The sequence below is a fragment of the Enterococcus mundtii genome (assembly GCF_002813755.1).
GTDB lineage: Bacteria > Bacillota > Bacilli > Lactobacillales > Enterococcaceae > Enterococcus_B > Enterococcus_B mundtii.
The window spans coordinates 460805-479063 of sequence record NZ_CP018061.1; the positions used below are offsets into that span (position 1 = coordinate 460805).

At 40.0% G+C, this 18259-nt stretch carries 16 protein-coding genes and 1 other annotated feature; of the genes, 14 read left to right on the top strand and 2 right to left on the bottom strand.

From position 1 onward, the window contains the following. The first annotated feature begins 87 nt into the window (after positions 1–87). Positions 88–1209 (top strand): tRNA 2-thiouridine(34) synthase MnmA, encoded by a 1122-nt coding sequence (gene mnmA / locus EM4838_RS02150; protein ID WP_066025126.1) that lies wholly within the window; start codon positions 88–90, stop codon positions 1207–1209. 51 nt (positions 1210–1260) lie between these two features. Here mnmA and EM4838_RS02155 read toward each other — a convergent pair whose 3' ends face one another. Beyond that, entirely contained in the window at positions 1261–2523 is a 1263-nt protein-coding gene (locus EM4838_RS02155) for a multidrug efflux MFS transporter (protein WP_071866652.1), read from the bottom strand. 147 nt (positions 2524–2670) lie between these two features. Between EM4838_RS02155 and EM4838_RS02160 the strand changes: the two genes are divergently transcribed. From EM4838_RS02160 to EM4838_RS02170, 3 genes are all read left to right on the top strand, one after another. After that, positions 2671–3237 (top strand): TetR/AcrR family transcriptional regulator, encoded by a 567-nt coding sequence (locus EM4838_RS02160; RefSeq protein WP_010736170.1) that lies wholly within the window; start codon positions 2671–2673, stop codon positions 3235–3237. Positions 3238–3361: 124 nt separating this feature from the next. Further along, entirely contained in the window at positions 3362–3739 is a 378-nt protein-coding gene (locus EM4838_RS02165; RefSeq protein WP_071866651.1) for a DUF1033 family protein, read from the top strand. Continuing rightward, complete coding sequence (locus tag EM4838_RS02170; protein WP_071866650.1) at positions 3672–5747, top strand: DNA topoisomerase III; 2076 nt, start codon at positions 3672–3674, stop codon at positions 5745–5747. The genes EM4838_RS02165 and EM4838_RS02170 overlap by 68 nt, the downstream gene beginning before the upstream one ends. A gap of 1 nt (position 5748) precedes the next feature. Here the strand turns inward: EM4838_RS02170 and EM4838_RS02175 are convergent, their stop codons facing one another. Further along, positions 5749–6234: a YbaK/EbsC family protein gene (locus EM4838_RS02175; RefSeq protein WP_071866649.1), complete on the bottom strand. Its 486-nt coding sequence runs from the start codon at positions 6232–6234 to the stop codon at positions 5749–5751. A gap of 92 nt (positions 6235–6326) precedes the next feature. After that, positions 6327–6557, top strand: a binding site (T-box leader). Positions 6558–6648: 91 nt separating this feature from the next. Between EM4838_RS02175 and EM4838_RS02185 the strand changes: the two genes are divergently transcribed. From EM4838_RS02185 to EM4838_RS02235, 10 genes are all read left to right on the top strand, one after another. Beyond that, positions 6649–7290, top strand: coding sequence for an amino acid ABC transporter permease (locus EM4838_RS02185; RefSeq protein WP_071866648.1), 642 nt, complete (start codon positions 6649–6651; stop codon positions 7288–7290). Positions 7291–7310: 20 nt separating this feature from the next. Next, positions 7311–7946 carry an amino acid ABC transporter ATP-binding protein gene (locus EM4838_RS02190; protein WP_010736165.1) on the top strand — a complete coding sequence of 212 codons (636 nt, stop codon included), beginning with the start codon at positions 7311–7313 and terminating at the stop codon, positions 7944–7946. Between the two features lie 18 nt (positions 7947–7964). Next, positions 7965–8777: an amino acid ABC transporter substrate-binding protein gene (locus EM4838_RS02195; RefSeq protein ID WP_071866647.1), complete on the top strand. Its 813-nt coding sequence runs from the start codon at positions 7965–7967 to the stop codon at positions 8775–8777. A 205-nt stretch (positions 8778–8982) separates the two neighbouring features. Then, positions 8983–10425 (top strand): glycoside hydrolase family 1 protein, encoded by a 1443-nt coding sequence (locus tag EM4838_RS02200; protein WP_065096128.1) that lies wholly within the window; start codon positions 8983–8985, stop codon positions 10423–10425. 174 nt (positions 10426–10599) lie between these two features. Continuing rightward, positions 10600–13038 carry a DNA translocase FtsK gene (locus tag EM4838_RS02205; protein ID WP_071866646.1) on the top strand — a complete coding sequence of 813 codons (2439 nt, stop codon included), beginning with the start codon at positions 10600–10602 and terminating at the stop codon, positions 13036–13038. Between the two features lie 551 nt (positions 13039–13589). Beyond that, positions 13590–14000 carry a ribonuclease G gene (locus EM4838_RS02215; protein ID WP_081367422.1) on the top strand — a complete coding sequence of 137 codons (411 nt, stop codon included), beginning with the start codon at positions 13590–13592 and terminating at the stop codon, positions 13998–14000. Positions 14001–14015: 15 nt separating this feature from the next. After that, positions 14016–14429 (top strand): hypothetical protein, encoded by a 414-nt coding sequence (locus tag EM4838_RS02220; protein WP_071866644.1) that lies wholly within the window; start codon positions 14016–14018, stop codon positions 14427–14429. 120 nt (positions 14430–14549) lie between these two features. Next, positions 14550–15623, top strand: coding sequence for a dual-specificity RNA methyltransferase RlmN (rlmN, locus tag EM4838_RS02225; protein WP_010736158.1), 1074 nt, complete (start codon positions 14550–14552; stop codon positions 15621–15623). Between the two features lie 85 nt (positions 15624–15708). After that, a complete protein-coding gene (aac(6'), locus tag EM4838_RS02230) occupies positions 15709–16251 on the top strand; it encodes an aminoglycoside N-acetyltransferase AAC(6')-Ii (protein WP_071866643.1) in 543 nt (180 codons plus the stop codon). Positions 16252–16584: 333 nt separating this feature from the next. Then, on the top strand, positions 16585–18252 hold the full coding sequence (locus EM4838_RS02235) for a peptide ABC transporter substrate-binding protein (RefSeq protein WP_010736156.1): 1668 nt from the start codon (positions 16585–16587) through the stop codon (positions 18250–18252). Positions 18253–18259 lie beyond the last annotated feature (7 nt).

The window sequence follows — 18259 nt, forward strand, 5'->3', positions numbered from 1 at the left end:
AAAGATGACGTATAATGTAAAATACTGAAAAGTTGCGACCTTCAACTCGTAGATGTTTCAGAATCTAATTGAAATGATGGTGATACCATGACAGACAACAGCAAAACACGCGTTGTCGTTGGGATGAGTGGCGGTGTTGACTCATCTGTAACAGCACTTTTGTTAAAGGAACAAGGCTATGATGTAATCGGGATCTTTATGAAAAACTGGGATGATACCGATGAAAATGGCGTCTGTACGGCGACGGAAGATTACAAGGATGTAGCGAAAGTCGCTGCCCAAATCGGGATTCCTTATTACTCGGTCAATTTTGAAAAGGAATATTGGGACCGTGTGTTTGAATATTTCTTAGCAGAATATCGTGCAGGACGTACCCCGAACCCAGATGTAATGTGCAATAAGGAAATCAAATTTAAAGCATTCTTAGACTATGCAATGGACTTAGGAGCGGAATATGTTGCTACTGGCCATTATGCGCAAGTCACACGTGATGAAAATGGCGTGTCACATATGTTGCGTGGGGTCGATAATAACAAAGACCAAACGTATTTCCTTAGCCAATTGTCACAAGAACAATTAGCAAAAACGATGTTTCCGTTAGGCGGTATGGAAAAATCAGAAGTACGTGCGATTGCAGAACGTGCCGGTTTAGCAACTGCGAAGAAAAAAGACTCAACTGGTATCTGTTTTATCGGTGAAAAGAACTTCAAACAATTTTTAAGTAACTATTTACCAGCTAAAAAAGGCAATATGGTGACCCTTGATGGTGAAGTCAAAGGGGAACATGCTGGTTTGATGTACTACACGATCGGACAACGTCAAGGCTTAGGTATCGGCGGCGGTGGCGATTCACAAGAACCTTGGTTCGTGGTGGGTAAAGATCTTGCGACGAATACATTATATGTTGGACAAGGGTTCCATCATCCTGCATTGTATGCAACCAGTTTGGATGCAAGCGAAATCCATTTTACAACAAATGAACCAATGCCAAAAGAATTCAAATGTACAGCGAAATTCCGTTACCGCCAACAAGATGTACCGGTAACTGTACGCTTATTAGAAAATAATCGGGCAGAAGTCATCTTCGACGAACCCGTACGCGCAATCACACCAGGACAAGCCGTTGTTTTTTATGACGGAATGGAATGTCTAGGGGGCGGATTGATCGATCATGCGTATCAAGAAGCGAAAGTTTTGCAATACGTCTAAGATAATCTAAAAAAGCCACAGGATTTTTTTACGAATCCTGTGGCTTTTTTGCTATTTATTGACGAAAGCATGACTATTGCTTGTTTCTTCCTGCTTATGGATCTCCTTCGTATTATGGCGAACAAGCACAAAGTTTGCAAGTACCAGTAAGGAAGTGGATAAAAAGACACCACGATAACCGAAGATACTTGAAACGCTTGAACCAATCAACGGACCAACTACATTCCCGGTTGCTTGGAAGGATTGATTGTAACTAAAGATTCTTCCGGCAGCTTGTGGGGGAGAGTATTTAGTAATCAATGCTTGCACCGCTGGAAGGAGGCAAGCGTCGGAAATCCCGATCAAAAATCGTAGTCCTGCAAGTTGCCATACATTCGTTACGAAAGCCATGGGGATATAGACGATCAAGGCAAAGCCTAATCCGATGGCTAAGATTCGTTCACTTCCAATCTTATCGCCTAAGCGACCGAAACGAGGAGCGGCTATCAGGGTGGCTATGCCGGGAATAGAAGCAATGATCCCGCTGATTAACGTGACGTTGCCGTGTCCATGTAACAATTGACGGATATATAAACTAATGATTGGACTGATCGAATTGTTTGATGCTTGGATGATCATTGTCGTAATGAACATACCGATGACGACATGTGGGTATTTCAGGTCACGGAAAATTTGTTTAGCGGAAACCAACTCACCTTTTTCTACGGGAACAAATTGTTCATGGACAAAAAATAAGCTAAGTAAGAAAACGAAGAACAAAATTGTCCCAGTGATAAAGAAGGTAGGACGATACCCAAAAGCAGAAGCAGAAAGTCCGCCAAGTAAAGGACCAAGCAATGTTCCGGTCACAGAGCCGGTCGCCAAAGTGCCAAGTACTTGTCCACTTTTTTCTCTTGGAGTACCAGTGGCGACTAAAGCTGTAGCGTTACTGATATAGCCGGAAAAAATCCCCTGCAACAGACGTAATGCGACTAATTGATACACGCTGGTTACTAGACCCATCAAGGAAATCACTACCGCCATCCCTAGAGAAGCGCGCAACAGCATCAACTTTCGGCCTTTTTGATCGGCAAGTCGTCCCCACCATGGAGAAATCAAGGTAGTAACAAGGAATGTAGAGGAGAAGGTCAAGCCACTCCAAAAGTTCAATTGTGACGTACTGTAATTTCCTAACGTATCTATGTAAAGCGACATAAAAGGCATCACTAGACTAAACCCAATCCCTGCCATAAATGTACCAAACCACAAAACAACTAGGTTTTTCTCCCAAGTTTCTCTTTTTCTGAATACTGCCTCTTTTACCCTTGACACCACAATTAAAGCCTTCTTTCTGAAAATTTTCATCTACAATTATTTATTATAAACTACAATGTGTAGTTTATCAATAACAAGTCTTTTTTCTCTTCGTCTTTCATGGTAAACTTAAAAGGATTGAGTTTATTCCATAAGAGGGGAAATCAAATGAAAAAACGAACGCTGTCACAAGAGAAAATCATCGACTGCTTTCGAGAATTGGCAGAAGAGATGGCTGTACAGCAAATCACTTTCCAACATTTAGCTAAGGCATTGAATATCAAATCACCGTCGCTTTATAACCACTTTAAGAATATTCGAGAAGTGAAAACGGCGTTGACTGCGAAACTTTTAACGGAGTTGAATGATCAATTACGTCGAGTGTTAGTTGGGAAAAGTAAGGGAGAAGCGATCCAAGCGTACGCGCAAACCTATCAGTCATTTGCGTTTCAAAATCAGGCAGTCTATGAACTGCTGATCAGTGTACCGCATACAAATGAAGAAATTCTATTAGAGGGAATACACGAAACGAACCAAATCATTTTACAAATATTTGACGCTTTTTCTTTGTCGAAAGAAGAAAAGGTCCATCGAAGTCGAGAACTGCGAAGTATGATCCATGGGTACCTTTCGTTACGTTTTTTAGGGTACTTTACCAATGAACCGAATGTTTCTCCAGAAGAAAGTTATGTCTGGATGATCGACGACTTTATTGCAACTTTACCAATAAAATAAAAGGCATCATTTAAATTAATTTTCTGAACATTCATAAAAAGCCCCTTTTAAGCAAAATTTCTTGCAACTTTCTTGGAAAGTGACTAATATGTTTTTAAGATGACCTGAGAAAAGGAGCGCATGTATGTATCAAGTAATTACAATGTTCGGTGATAATGAGCCTTGGTGGTTCTTTGAAGATTGGCAAGAAGATATTCAAATGGAGGAAACTTTCACCTCTTTTGAAGAAGCACAACAAAACTATGAAGAAAAATGGCTGGCCATTAAAGACAACTATAAGTATATCCATGCCAAAAATAATTTTCTTAGCGCTTTTTGGAATGATGGCGATGAGCGCTGGTGTGAAGAATGCGATGATGATTTGCAGCAATACAAAGGACTTGCTTTGCTGAAAGATTATCAACCGATTACTTTGGAAAGCAGAAAGGATTTTTATGAAACAACTAATTCTAGCGGAAAAGCCAAGCGTTGCGAAAGACCTAAGCAAGGTGCTTGGTGCTAATCAAAAACACAAAAACTATTACGAAGGACCCAAGGTGATCGTGACTTGGGCCCTTGGTCATTTATTAGGTCTAAAGATGCCAGAAGACCTAAATAAGGAATGGCAAAGCTGGCAGATGGAAACCTTGCCGATGATCCCTAAAAAACTAGGGATCAAACCCTTACCAAAAACTGGTCATCAATTGAAAGCCATCAAGCAATTGGCTAGTCGTAAAGATGTCTCAGAAGCAGTGATCGCGACAGATGCCGGACGTGAAGGAGAACTCGTTGCACGTTGGATCTTGGAATATGTTCACTTCAATAAGCCGGTGAAACGTTTGTGGATCTCCTCTCAAACGGACAAAGCGATCAAGACAGGTTTCAGCCAATTGAAACCAGCTAAAAGCTATGATGCGCTTTATGAGTCTGCTTTGGCTAGGGCAAAAGCAGATTGGTTGGTCGGATTGAATGTGACACGTGCGCTGACAGTAAAATATCAAGACAATTTATCAGCGGGTCGGGTACAAACACCAACCTTAGCTTTAGTGCGTAATCAGGAAAAGAAAATCGAATCATTCCGACCACAAACGTATTTTACGATTTCATTGACAGTCGGCAATGAACAAGCAAAAATGGTCCAAAAAAACCAATTTGCTTTGAAATCCCATGAAGAAGCCCAAGCGTTTGTTAAAACCCTTAGTCAGAGTAAGGGAACAGTAGTCAACATTGAAGAAAAAACAAAGACAGAAAAAGCTCCTCTGCCTTATGATCTAACGGAGATCCAACGAGAAGCCAACCAACGTTATGGCTATTCTGCAAAGAAAACGTTGGGTCTTGTCCAAAGTTTATATGAAACGCACAAGATCGTCACGTATCCACGAACAGATAGTAAATATTTGACGAATGATATGAAAAGTACGATGAAAGAAAGACTTCAAGCCATCAGCGATTTTGCACCAGAAGTGAAAACTTATTTGAAAAATGGTGCAGTGGTTCGTCAAACAAGTGTCTTCCAAGATAATAAAGTAACAGATCACCATGCCTTGTTGCCGACGGAAAATCGTCCACGCTATGAAAAATTAAGCAACGAAGAACAAAAAATCTATCAAATGATCGTGACACGTTTCTTAGGCTTGTTTGCAGAACCACATAAAATCAGTCAAACGAAAATCACTGTCGTATTTGGGAACGAACAATTTGTTTTCCGCCAAAACCGGGTGTTGGAAGCTGGTTGGAAAACCTCTGCTGAAAGTCATGTGGATTCGTTTGACTGGAAAAAAGACATGCGTATCCAACCTGATTTTACGATCAAAAAAGAATTGTCAGCACCGCCGAAACCTTTGACGGAAGCAAGTCTGCTAGGCTTAATGGAAAAACACAGTTTAGGCACGCCCGCGACTCGTGCGGAGATCATTGAAAAATTGATCAAATCCGAATTAATGGAACGGACACCGCAAGGCTTACAAGTCTCACCGAAGGGCAAGCAGTTGTTAGAACTGGTCAATCCATCGCTTGTGACACCAGATTTGACTGAAAGTTGGGAAAGAGATCTAGAAGCGATCGCGCTTGGAAAAAAACAAGCCAACGTCTTTTTACAATCCATCGAAAAAGAAACGAAGCGACTTGTTCAAGAAATCAAAACGAGTAAGCAAGAATACCAAGATTTTTCGATTACCCAAAAGAAATGTCCGGATTGTGGCTCGAATCTCCGTGAGAAGAACACAAAAGATGGCAAAATCTATGTGTGTACGAATCAAGATTGTAGCTATCGTCGTCGGAAAGATCCGAAAGTCTCTAACCATCGTTGCCCACAATGTCACCGAAAAATGGAGATCATTGAAGGCAAGAATGGGGCTTACTTCCGTTGTAAATTTGACGGGACGACAGAGAAAATGCTAGGGAAAAAAGAGCAGAAGAAAAAAATGACAAAACATGAAGAACGTCGTTTGATGAAGAAATATTCTCAAGCAGAAGAACCGGAAGAAAGCCCATTAGCAGCAGCCTTAAAAGCTGCGATGAAGGATAATTGAGTTACAAGACTTCATACCTTGGCAGATGATCCACATGAGCGAGTAGTCGTTCAAAATCTGCAAAGGGAAATATGATGGTGCTGGTGTTGCTATTTGGATGAAAGCCGACGGTATCTTTGCGATCGATCGAGGAGTCAATTACTACCTGGATCTCGTTTTCTAAATCGTTGACTAAGGCAAATGGATTGACGGTGCCGGGCGGAACACGCAACAACTGTTTGACTTGTTCTTCTGACACAAACGATAATCGTTTTTCATTCAACTGTTCTGCCAATAATTTCAAGTCGGCTTGTTTTTCATCAGGTAAGACGACAAAATAAATTTGTTTGCCTTTCTTTGATTTGACCAAAAGATTTTTGACTTGTGGACCTGGTAAAGTAAAAGATAGATTTTTGACAGAAGTAATGGCTGGATGATTCACTTCTTGGTAATTGATTGCCAATAGATCAAGCAATTCATAGGCCTCTTGTTTCGTGGCATGACACATAAAAAACAATCCTCCATTCATTTTTTATTTATTTTAGCACAAAAAAGATTGACAAATAAAAATGAATCAGGTAAATTACTCATTAAGTTAAATAAAAGACATCGAAAAGAAGAGTAGCAATTAAGTGTTTGAAGAGAGTCTCTGGTTGGTGAGAAGAGGCAATAACTGATTGTGAAACACATCTTGGAGTCGATTTTCTGAACAGCCAGTAAGAAAATCCGGGAAGCCCGTTATAGCTGCGGTCGTTGTTAGACGACCAGATAAGGTTAGTTTTGCGAGAAACTAATAAAAAAAGGTGGAACCACGTATTTTGCGTCCTTTGGTCTTCGGATCAAGGGACTTTTTTTGTTTTTCATGTGGTTGGAAGGGACAGCTAACAATGTACCCCTTTAAAGAAAAGAGGAGGAAAAGAAAATGAATGATTTATTAGAAGTGATGCCACAGTTGTTAGTAGGGGCGCTGACAACCTTGAAATTATTTGCCTTTACCTTGATTGGTTCTTTGCCATTAGGCATTATTTTAGCCTTAGGGTTGTCGTTACATTTTAAACCGATCCGTTATTTCCTACAAACGTATGTCTGGATCATGCGAGGAACACCGCTATTATTACAATTGATTTTCGTGTTCTACGGCTTGCCAACGATCGGGATCGTGTTTGATCGCTTCGAAGCTGCTTTGATCGCATTCATTTTAAATTATGCTGCCTATTTTGCTGAGATTTTCCGCGGTGGTATCCAGTCGATCCCTAAAGGGCAGTATGAAGCAGCTCAAGTCTTACAGTTGAGTCCTTTCCAAACAGTGACAAGAATCATTATTCCGCAAGTAACAAAAATCGTGTTACCTTCTGTCGGAAATGAAGTCATCAATCTAGTGAAAGATTCTTCGTTGATCTACATCTTAGGTTTAGGTGATGTGATGCGAGCGGGTAAGATCGCGATGGAGAGAGATGCAAGTTTACTTCCATTGCTTGGCGTGGCACTGATCTATCTCGCACTAACAGGAGTGCTGACGATCGTGTTGAAGCAAATTGAAGAAAAATTAAATTATTACCGCTAAGAAACGAGGAGGGAACAGCGATGATTGAATTAAAAAAGATTAGTAAATCATTTGGTGACAAACAAGTGATCAAAGATTTTGATTTAGTAATACCGGAAGGACAAACATTAGCGATCGGCGGACCGTCAGGAGGCGGTAAAACAACGATGTTACGGATTTTAGCCGGTTTAGAAAAAGCTGACAGTGGTGAGTTTTACCTAGATGGCACGAAATTTGACCCTTTTGAATTGAAAACAGAAGAACAAGTGGTAGGCGTCGTGTTTCAAGATTTCCAGCTTTTCCCACACTTGAGTATTTTTGACAATATTACTTTAGCGCCTAAAATGGTGTTGAAACAAAGTAAAGAAGAATACACGAAAAAGGCGGAGGAATTAGCGGACTCATTAGGGATTCGTGATTTATTAGGAAATTATCCTTATCAATTATCTGGAGGACAAAAACAACGTGTGGCCATTGCTCGTGCGTTAGCGATGAACCCACGAGTGTTAGCTTATGATGAACCGACGAGTGCATTAGATCCAGAGTTACGCCAACAAGTAGAGAAGTTGATTCTTTCATTAAAAGAAGAAGGCGTGACCCAAATCATCGTGACCCACGATTTAGTCTTTGCTGAAAACGTTGGGGATCAATTGATCAAAGTTATGCCAAGTAAGTAGGAAAGCGGTGGGGAGAAAATGAAAAAATTCAGCTTTTTGATTTTATCTTTGATTGTTTTTTTCTTTTTAACTGGCTGCACGAATGAGCGGACAGCGACAGAAAGCTGGTCAAGAATCAATCAAGAAAAAAAGATTATCGTAGGGCTAGACGACAGCTTTGTACCAATGGGTTTTCGTGATAAAGATGGCAAACTGACAGGATTTGATATTGAGTTAGCGAAAGCTGTCTTTGATGAATATGGCATCACCGTTGAGTTCCAACCGATCGATTGGTCGATGAAAGAATTTGAGTTGAACAATGGAACGATCGATTTGATCTGGAACGGGTATTCAAAAACACCGGAACGTGAAGAAAAGGTCTTGTTTACAAAACCGTATATGAAAAATGATCAAGTGTTGATCACGCCAAAAACTTCTGGCATTACAAGCTTTGAACAAATGCAAGACAAAATCTTAGGCGCACAAAACGGTTCTTCTGGTTATGATATGTTTGTCAGACATCCAGAAATACTCAAAGACTATGTGAAAAATCAAGATGCAGTTTTGTACGCCAGCTTTAATGAAGCATTGATCGATTTGAAAAGTGGCCGTACAGATGGTGTGTTGATCGACAAAGTCTATGCCGAGTATTTTTTGAACATACGAGACGAATTAGATAATTTCAATGTGATCAAAGGGGACTTTGATGGAGAAGATTTTGCTGTCGGTGCGCGAAAAAATGACGAAATACTTGTGGAAAAAGTCAATGATGGCATAGCCGAATTGGTTGAAAACGGAAAATTTAAAAAGATCTCAGAGAAGTGGTTTGGTGAAGATGTCACACCAGAATAGGTGACAGGATGACAGGAAGGATCGAATCATAGGGGAAGTCAAAATAGTGGAACAGCATCTGCTGCTCCACTATTTTTGTTTGTTTTGGACTTATTCTTAAAATGACTAGACTTTTGTTTATAAATGTCAAAAATCTACTTGGTAATGAAAAGGGTTTCGTGTTATTCTAAAGAGGTAAAGATTGAACTAGGAAAGGAAGATGTTCATGGAACACCAAAAATTAACAGCATTTCCTGATGATTTTCTTTGGGGATCTGCTTCAGCTGCCTATCAAGTAGAAGGTGCATGGCAAGAAGGCGGAAAAGGTGAGTCCGTTTGGGATCGCTTTGTTCGTATTCCAGGTAAGACATTTAAAGGAACAAATGGCGACCTAGCTGTTGATCATTATCATCGTTATAAAGAAGATATTGCCTTAATGAAAGAACAAGGTTTGAAAACGTATCGCTTCTCTGTGGCTTGGACACGTATTTTTCCAAATGGCCGCGGCGAGATCAATCAAGAAGGCTTAGCTTTCTATATGGATTTGATCGATGAATTGATCAAACACGACATTGAACCAATGTTGACATTGTATCATTGGGATCTGCCACAAGCGTTGCAAGATGAATACCAAGGGTGGGAATCTCGTCAGATCATCGAAGATTTTACGAACTATGCAAAAACCTTATTCGAAGCATTTCGTGGCAAAGTCCACTATTGGGTGAGTTTGAACGAGCAAAATATTTTCACTTCACTCGGTTATTTATTAGCGGTACATCCTCCAGGAGTGACTGATCCAAAACGAATGTATCAAGTAAACCATATTGCCAACTTAGCTAATGCAGCAGTGATCAATGCGTTCCATGAAATGGATATGCCTGGGAAAATCGGACCAAGTTTTGCGTATACGCCAAACTATCCGATTGACAGTGATCCAAAGAACATTTTGGCTGCTGAAAATGCGGAAGATTTGATGGCACATTATTGGATGGATGTTTATATGTGGGGCAAATATCCAATCGCTGCGATGAAATTCTTGGAAGAACAAGGGTGGGCGCCAACGATCGAAGAAGGTGATGAGGAGCTATTAGCCTCTGCGAAACCTGACTTTTTAGGCATCAACTACTACCAAACAGCAACGAACGCCTTTAATCCATTAGATGGTGTCGGCGCTGGTAAGATGAATACTACAGGTAAAAAAGGCTCATCAGAAGAAACCGGCGTGCCTGGCATGTACAAAAAAGTAGAAAACCCATTTGTCGAACGTACAAATTGGGATTGGGAAATCGATCCAGAAGGTTTACGTATTGCTTTGCGACGAATCACGAGTCGCTATCGTATCCCTGTGTTGATCACGGAAAATGGTTTAGGTGAATATGACAAATTGACAGAGGATAAAAAGATCCACGATGACTACCGTATCAACTACTTGGAGAGTCATGTCAAAGCCATCAAAGAAGCTATTTCAGATGGTGCAGAAGTCTTGGGCTATTGCACATGGTCATACACAGATTTGCTGAGCTGGTTAAATGGCTACCAAAAGCGCTATGGCTTCGTTTATGTAGATCAGGATGAAACACAAGAAGGGTCACTTGATCGCTACAAAAAAGATAGCTATTACTGGTACCAACAAGTGATTCGTGAGAATGGCGCAAATATAGGTGAGTAGAGGGTATCTTTTGTCCATTCCCTCAATAAAAAGATGAATAATGGAAGAAGAAGAGAGGACTTTAGTCCTGCTCTTCTTTTTTATCATGAAAGAAAATCAGCAATCGAGCAAACAAAACTTTTGTTCGCTTGCTTTTTTTTGTATAATGGAACTTGATGAAAAGAGGGATAAATCATGGCAAAGAAAAAACGTCCTGCTAAAAAGAAAAGAAAAACAAAAAAACAGAAACAGCAGCAGGAGCAAATGATTGCGATCGGTGTTGGCTTTGCTTTTATACTATTTGCCGTCTTTGGCTTTTTGAAATTAGGCTTTTTAGGCATTTTAGTGGCGAATGGCTTTCGCATAGTCGCTGGAAATACGTATCAGATCCTCTGTGTATTATTAGCAGTTTTAGGATTTTGGATCATGGTCAAAAATAGAGAATTCACGATGGGTAAGAGTCGTCGTTGGCTGGGAGTCGGTCTGTTTTATTTAGGTATCTTACTCTTTTTACATGCCAATCTTTTTGGAAAATTGGACAGCGGAGAACCCAATATCATTGGAACGACTTGGGATCTACTATCGGCAGATATTCGTCAAAGCCAAATCACCACGAATGTCGGTGGCGGTATGTTAGGCGCATTTATTTATAATCTGACATTCTTTTTGATTGCTCAACCGGGAAGTTATTTCGTAGCTGTTTTATTGATTCTTGGCGGAGCAGTATTATTTAGTAATGTTGAGAGTCATCAATTATTGAATGCCTTACAAGTGATGGGAGATAGATTCCAAGAACTGTTAGAAGGCGATCCAGAAAAGCAGGCACGTAAACAAGCTGCGAAAGAAGAGCGGCAAAAGCAACGAGCAGAAGCGAAGGAAGCGAAACGTCTTGCTGCGAAAGAAGCAGCCGAAGCTGAAGCTGCGGAAATGGAACAAAAGCGAGCCACTCGTCAAAAGAATCAAGTCCAAAAGGAAACTTCTCCTATTTATGAAGAAAGTGAACCTGAACAATTGAGTTTTGTGCCGATTGACAGTTTCCAAGGAAATGTCCAACCTCCTGTTATGGAACCTCCTAAACAGGATGAAATGACCCAAGCACAAGAGTCGTCCGAAGATGAGTTATTTGAAGATGATGGCACTGCATTAGAATTTGAGATCGAAGCAGAAGAAGAAAATCAAGCATACGAACTACCTTCAATCGATTTATTAGACTCTGCGCAAACCGTGGATCAAAGTGATGAGTACAAGAAAATCGAAAAGAACATTGGCGTGTTAGAACAAACTTTCCAAAGTTTTGGTGTCGATGCGAAAGTCGTCAAAGCGAGTTTAGGACCATCTGTGACGAAGTTTGAGATCCAACCAGCTGTTGGAGTAAAAGTAAGTAAAATCGTTAGTTTAACGGATGATATTGCCTTAGCTTTAGCCGCAAAAGATGTTCGTATGGAAGCACCGATCCCTGGGAAATCATTGATCGGGATCGAAGTGCCGAACAGCAAGATCAGTATGGTTTCGTTTAGAGAGATCATCGAAGCCCAACCGGATCATCCAGACAAGCTATTGGAAGTCCCTCTAGGACGAGATGTTTCGGGTCGTGTCCAAACGGCTGATCTATCGAAAATGCCTCACTTGCTGGTTGCTGGTTCGACTGGTAGTGGGAAGTCTGTAGCCATAAATGGGATCATTACAAGTATTTTGATGCGAGCAAAACCTCATGAAGTCAAACTAATGATGATCGACCCGAAAATGGTTGAGTTGAATATGTATAATGGTATTCCGCATTTATTGACACCCGTTGTGACCAATCCTAGAAAAGCAGCACAAGCGTTGCAAAAAGTCGTTCAGGAAATGGAAGAACGTTATGAGAAGTTTGCTGCAACTGGTGTGAGAAATATCTCTGGGTACAATGAATTTGTCCAACAAAAAAATCTGGAAAATGGAACCAAACATCCGACCTTACCATTTATCGTCGTCATTGTTGATGAATTGGCGGATCTAATGATGGTTGCAAGCAACGAAGTCGAAGATGCAATCATCCGTTTAGCGCAAATGGCTCGTGCCGCAGGTATCCATATGATCTTAGCGACACAACGCCCAAGTGTGGATGTTATCACCGGGATCATCAAAGCCAATGTGCCTTCACGAATGGCGTTTGCTGTTTCCAGCGGAACAGACTCACGAACGATCATTGATTCTAATGGGGCGGAAAAGCTCTTAGGACGAGGGGACATGCTCTTCTTACCAATGGGTGAGAACAAACCGATCCGTGTTCAAGGCGCCTTCATTTCAGACCATGAAGTGGAACGTGTGGTTAACTTTGTCACCGATCAACAAGAAGCCAATTACGAAGAAAAAATGATGCCAACGGATGAAGTTGAATCAGCTGGTTCAGCTGAACAACCACAAGATGAACTATTTGAAGAGGCAAAAGCATTAGTTATCGAAATGCAAACCGCTAGTATTTCTCTGTTGCAACGTCGTTTTAGAATCGGCTACAATCGGGCAGCTCGTTTAGTCGATGAATTAGAGGCCCACGGCGTCGTAGGCCCTTCAGAAGGCAGTAAGCCTCGAAAAGTTTTTATTGAGCAAGTGGAAGAGTCAATGGAGCAACCATTATCTGAAAATCAGGAAATATAAAATGAAAGCAAGAAATCTGTTCTTATCGAATGGATTTTTTGCTTTTATTTTGCGTTTAGTCCAAAAAAATATCTTTCATGGAAAAAAACAGGCAGTAACAAAACGATTTTTATAAAATTATTCATGTTAAAAAAATGATAAGCTTAAAGTCACAATAGTTTTTTAGATGAAAGGAGATTCACTGAATGAACGATGAGAAAACCAAAAAGGTTGAACAAGTATCAAATGAAGCTTCCGAAAAAATGACGAACGAACAATTGACAGAAACAATGAATGAAGTGCCCGAAAAACCTGTAAATACGCTACAGGAAGAACCAATCAGCGAACCGAACGAAGAACCAGTGAAAGAACTAGTCGAAGATCCAATCAGCGAACCGAACGAAGAACCAGTGAAAGAACTAGTCGAAGAACCAATCAGCGAGCCGAACGAAGAACCAGTGAAAGAACTAGTCGAAGAACCAATCGAAGAACCGATCAAAGAACCGATCAAAGAACCAATACAATCAACGAGCCAAACACAAAAAGCAACGCTTGATGAACCCCAAGTCGGCTTGGCAAATTCTGAGTTTCAAAGGGGCAATCAGGAAGTACCGCAAGAAATCAAAAAATGGAACTGGGGAGCATTCTCTCTAAATATCATTTGGGGAATCGGGAACAAAACGTATCTTCCATTACTGTGTTTGATTCCACTATTCAATCTTGTTTGGGTGTTTATTTGCGGATTTAAAGGCAATGAGTGGGCATGGAGAGATGGAAACTATACGGATGTTGAAACATTCAAACAAGTCCAAAAAACTTGGAGTCGAGCTGGCATAGCGATGTTTATTATTCAAATTTTGATCATCCTTTTATATCTTGTTTTCGTCGTATTCATTCTTTCTAGCTTATGGTATATTCGTGATTCTTTTATCCGGGATTCTTATAACTATGATCCTTACATTTATGATGGTTATTACTACTAGAAAGGAGAAAACAAGATGCATCAAAAAATGATCAAAACTATTTTTATATTGAATATCGTTCAAACAGTGATTTATCTTTTTGGTTTCTTTAACCGAGTAGCAGAGCAGTCAGGTCTGGTTCCTCTCGTCTATGTGACACGTCTATGGGGGAATTTTTATGGAATTATTTTTTGGTCGATCCTAAGTATGATTTGCGTGATCGGCTTCACTTTAACCTTATATTTATTGCTTTCAAAAGCAGTAGATTCTAAAAAAACAGTCGGGTTGATCATTTCTGCTATTGGTTATGGTTCCCCACGTCTATTCAGTTTTTTCTTGATCATTCCAGCAACCTTGTTGATTTTAGGGCTTATCTTTATTAAATGGATGATTTTAGATCCAGAAAAATCAGTAGAAGAATACGATGAGTTGCATGATACTCATGCATGACCTAAATAAGATTTAGTACAAGTTTTTAACGATTATTTAGTTTCTTTTGTGAACTATTGCATTAATATAGGGAATCAGTTATAGTATGTAGCGATACTTTGAAAAAAAGAGGGAATAATCGTGGAAAAACAATCCATTTATGGCTTAACAAATAAAGAATTGACTGCTTGGTTTTTAGAACATGGTGAAAAGAAATTCCGTGCCTCACAAGTATGGGAATGGCTCTATCAAAAGCGCGTCACAAGCTTTGAAGAAATGACAAATCTTTCAAAAAGTTTAATTGAAAAACTATCAGAAAACTTTGAGATCAATCCATTGAAACAAGTGATCGTGCAAGAGGCAAGTGATGGGACAGTCAAATACTTGTTTGAGTTGCCAGATAAAAATATGATCGAAACGGTGTTGATGAGACAAGAATATGGCTTATCTGTGTGTGTAACTACACAAGTCGGATGTAACATTGGCTGTACTTTTTGTGCCAGTGGTTTATTAACGAAAAACCGAGACTTAACAGCCGGTGAGATCGTAGCGCAGATCATGATGGTCCAACATTACTTTGATGAACGTCAACTGGGGGAACGAGTATCCCATGTCGTGGTGATGGGGATCGGTGAACCGTTCGACAATTACGACAATGTGATGGATTTCTTGCATATCATCAATGATGCCAAAGGTTTAGCAATCGGTGCTCGTCACATCACGGTGTCAACCAGTGGGTTGGCAAACAAAATCAAAGAATTCGCTGAAAATGGATTACAAGTCAACTTAGCGATATCATTACATGCACCAAATAATGAAGTCCGTACGTCTATGATGCGTATCAATCGCCGTTTCCCAATTGAAAAATTGATGGAAGCAGTGGATGAGTACTTGGAGAAAACCAATCGCCGGATCACGTTTGAATACATCATGCTGAATCAAGTAAATGATCGTCCAGAACACGCGCAACAACTGGCTGATCTGTTGAAAGACAAGAAAAAATTAACTTATGTCAATTTGATTCCTTACAACCCAGTAAGTGAACATGATCAATATTCAAGAAGTCCAAAAGCGGATGTATTGAAATTTTATGATGTGTTGAAAAAGAACGGCATCAATTGTGTGATTCGCAAAGAGCATGGGACAGATATTGATGCAGCTTGTGGGCAATTGCGTAGCAAACAAATGAAAAAAGAAAAAACTGTAGCAAAATAAATATTCTTAAAGTTAAGTTTTCTTTCCTTCTCTTTTTCTCGTTTGGCTGATAGAATAGGCTGAAATTGGAATGGAGGGGAATAGGATGATCATCAGTGAATTTGATCGTAGAAATATCGGATTGAAGGATCAGTTAGCTGACCTTTTGCGTTTGACTTGGCCGAAGGATTACGGTGAACAACCAATGAAAGAAGTCGAGCAACTACTAGCGACGGATCGAATCGCCGTCTCAGCGGTTGAACAAGATCGTTTGGTTGGTTTTATCGGTGCGATTCCGCAGTATGGAATGACTGGTTGGGAAATTCACCCTCTAGTAGTAGAAACTTCTTATCGAAAGCAGTATATCGGTAGCCGCTTAGTTGATTATGTTGAGAAAGAAATCGCCTCTAAAGGTGGTGTGATGGTTTATTTAGGAACAGATGATACGGATGGAGACACAAGTCTTAGTCATACGGATCTTTTTGATCATCCGTTAGATAAACTGAAATCAATCGAAACCTTCAACAAGCATCCTTATACATTTTATGAAAAAATGGGCTATCAAGTCGTTGGAGCGATTCCTGATGCAAATGGGATCAATCAACCAGATATCATCCTGGCAAAACGACTTGGAGAAATAAACCAATGAATGAAGCACCAAAATGATTTTTTTTAAATCGAATAAAACATGCGAGCCTCCCCTAGTGTGGAGGCTCTTTTTTGTGGCAAAAACCGAACATTCATATCGAACGTTCCTATAACGACCATTTTTTTATGATTATTTTATTCGAAAGAGGATTAGATAAAAATCCTTGATTTATCTCATTTTTTCAGAAAAAAATAATAAAACGTTCATGGAAAAGTCATTATTTTTTAGAAAAAGCGAAAAAAACTGTTGCAATTTTAATAATTATTCATTAAACTCATAAACAACTCAGAAAATACTAATTATTCTGAAAATTTCGATAAAGGGGTACGGAAGATGAAAAAGAATTTAACTTTTGGTGTTGTGGCCTTATGTGGGCTTGTACTTGCTGGTTGTTATGGTGGCAGCAGTGCAGATACAAGTGGTAGTGGTTCTTCAAGCAGTGGATCAGCAGATGGAGGAGGCGTCTTCAACTTAGTAGTACCTCAAGAAATGCCGTCGGCCGACTTATCGGTTGCAACAGATACAATCAGTTTTACTGCACTAAATAATGTGTATGAAGGAATCTATCGTTTAGATGAAGATAGTAAACCTCAACCAGCCGGTGCGAGTGAATTGGCTGAAGTTAGTGAAGATGGATTGACTTATAAAGTCAAATTGCGTGAAGACGCAAAATGGTCAAATGGGGAGCCTGTCACAGCAGCTGATTATGTTTACGGTTGGCAACGTACGGTAGATCCAGCGACGGCATCAGAATATGCGTATCTTTTTGCACCAGTTGAAAATGCTGAAGCAATCACAGCAGGCGACAAAGACAAATCAGAATTAGGCATCAAAGCAGTTGGTGATTATGAATTGGAAATCAAATTAGCCAAACAAACACCATACTTCCAATACTTACTTGCTTTCCCTTCATTCTTCCCACAAAGTCAAGCAGTGGTTGAAGAACATGGAGATGCGTACGCATCATCAAGTGACAACGCAGTATACAATGGACCATTTACTTTAGCTGATTTTGATGGACCAGGTACTGATACTGAATGGACGTACAAGAAAAACGAAGAGTACTGGGATAAAGATGCAGTTAAATTATCAGAAATCAAAGTCAGTGTCGTAAAAGAATCTTCTACTGCATTGAATCTATTCAAAGATGGACAAGCAGATGATGTCATCTTATCAGGCGAGTTAGCACAACAAAATGCGAATGATCCAGCTTATACGTCAGTCAAAGAAGCACGTACAAGTTATATCGAGTTCAATCAAAGAGAAGATGATTCACCATTCAAAAATGTGAACTTAAGAAAAGCCATTTCTTATTCAATCAATCGTGAAGCATTAGTGAAACAAGTTATGGGTGATGGTTCAGTTGTTTCAACAGGTTTGATTCCTGCAGACATGACTAAGAACCCTGAAACAAATGAAGATTTCGCAGCAGAAGCCGGCGAATTAGTATCATATGATCAAGACAAAGCAAAAGAATATTGGGAAAAAGCGAAGAGTGAATTAGGAATCGACTCATTAGAATTTGAATTGATGGCATCAGATGATGACTCAACGAAAAAAGTGATCGAATATATCCAAAACTCTATCCAAGAAAACCTTGACGGTGTGAAAGTAAAACCTACACCAGTACCATTCTCAGTTCGTTTGGATCGTTCATCATCTGGTGATTTTGATACAGTATTAGGTGGTTGGGGCGCAGACTATGCTGACCCAAGTAGCTTTACTGACTTATTTGTAACAGGCAATTCTTACAACCGTGGTCAATGGTCAAATGCAGACTATGACAAAGCTGTTGAAGCATCTGCTTCTAAAGATGCTGGCGACGAACAAGCGCGTTGGGCTGACTTACAAGAAGCGAATAAAATCATCGCTGAAGATATGGGTGTCGCTCCAGTTTATCAAAAAGCTGAAGGTCATTTAGTTAATCCAAAAGTCAAAGGTATCGTTCATCATGCTGCTGGCGCATCATGGGATTACAAATGGACATATATTGAAGAATAATCTGTCC

Coding starts and splice junctions, on each gene's coding strand:
- EM4838_RS02235 (WP_010736156.1), top strand. CDS start 16,585: ATGAAAAAGAATTTAACTTTTGGTGTTGTGGCCTTATGTGGGCTTGTA.
- EM4838_RS02165 (WP_071866651.1), top strand. CDS start 3,362: ATGTATCAAGTAATTACAATGTTCGGTGATAATGAGCCTTGGTGGTTC.
- EM4838_RS02170 (WP_071866650.1), top strand. CDS start 3,672: ATGAAACAACTAATTCTAGCGGAAAAGCCAAGCGTTGCGAAAGACCTA.
- EM4838_RS02195 (WP_071866647.1), top strand. CDS start 7,965: ATGAAAAAATTCAGCTTTTTGATTTTATCTTTGATTGTTTTTTTCTTT.
- EM4838_RS02200 (WP_065096128.1), top strand. CDS start 8,983: ATGGAACACCAAAAATTAACAGCATTTCCTGATGATTTTCTTTGGGGA.
- EM4838_RS02205 (WP_071866646.1), top strand. CDS start 10,600: ATGGCAAAGAAAAAACGTCCTGCTAAAAAGAAAAGAAAAACAAAAAAA.
- EM4838_RS02185 (WP_071866648.1), top strand. CDS start 6,649: ATGAATGATTTATTAGAAGTGATGCCACAGTTGTTAGTAGGGGCGCTG.
- EM4838_RS02175 (WP_071866649.1), bottom strand. CDS start 6,234: ATGTGTCATGCCACGAAACAAGAGGCCTATGAATTGCTTGATCTATTG.
- EM4838_RS02160 (WP_010736170.1), top strand. CDS start 2,671: ATGAAAAAACGAACGCTGTCACAAGAGAAAATCATCGACTGCTTTCGA.
- EM4838_RS02220 (WP_071866644.1), top strand. CDS start 14,016: ATGCATCAAAAAATGATCAAAACTATTTTTATATTGAATATCGTTCAA.
- EM4838_RS02190 (WP_010736165.1), top strand. CDS start 7,311: ATGATTGAATTAAAAAAGATTAGTAAATCATTTGGTGACAAACAAGTG.
- mnmA (WP_066025126.1), top strand. CDS start 88: ATGACAGACAACAGCAAAACACGCGTTGTCGTTGGGATGAGTGGCGGT.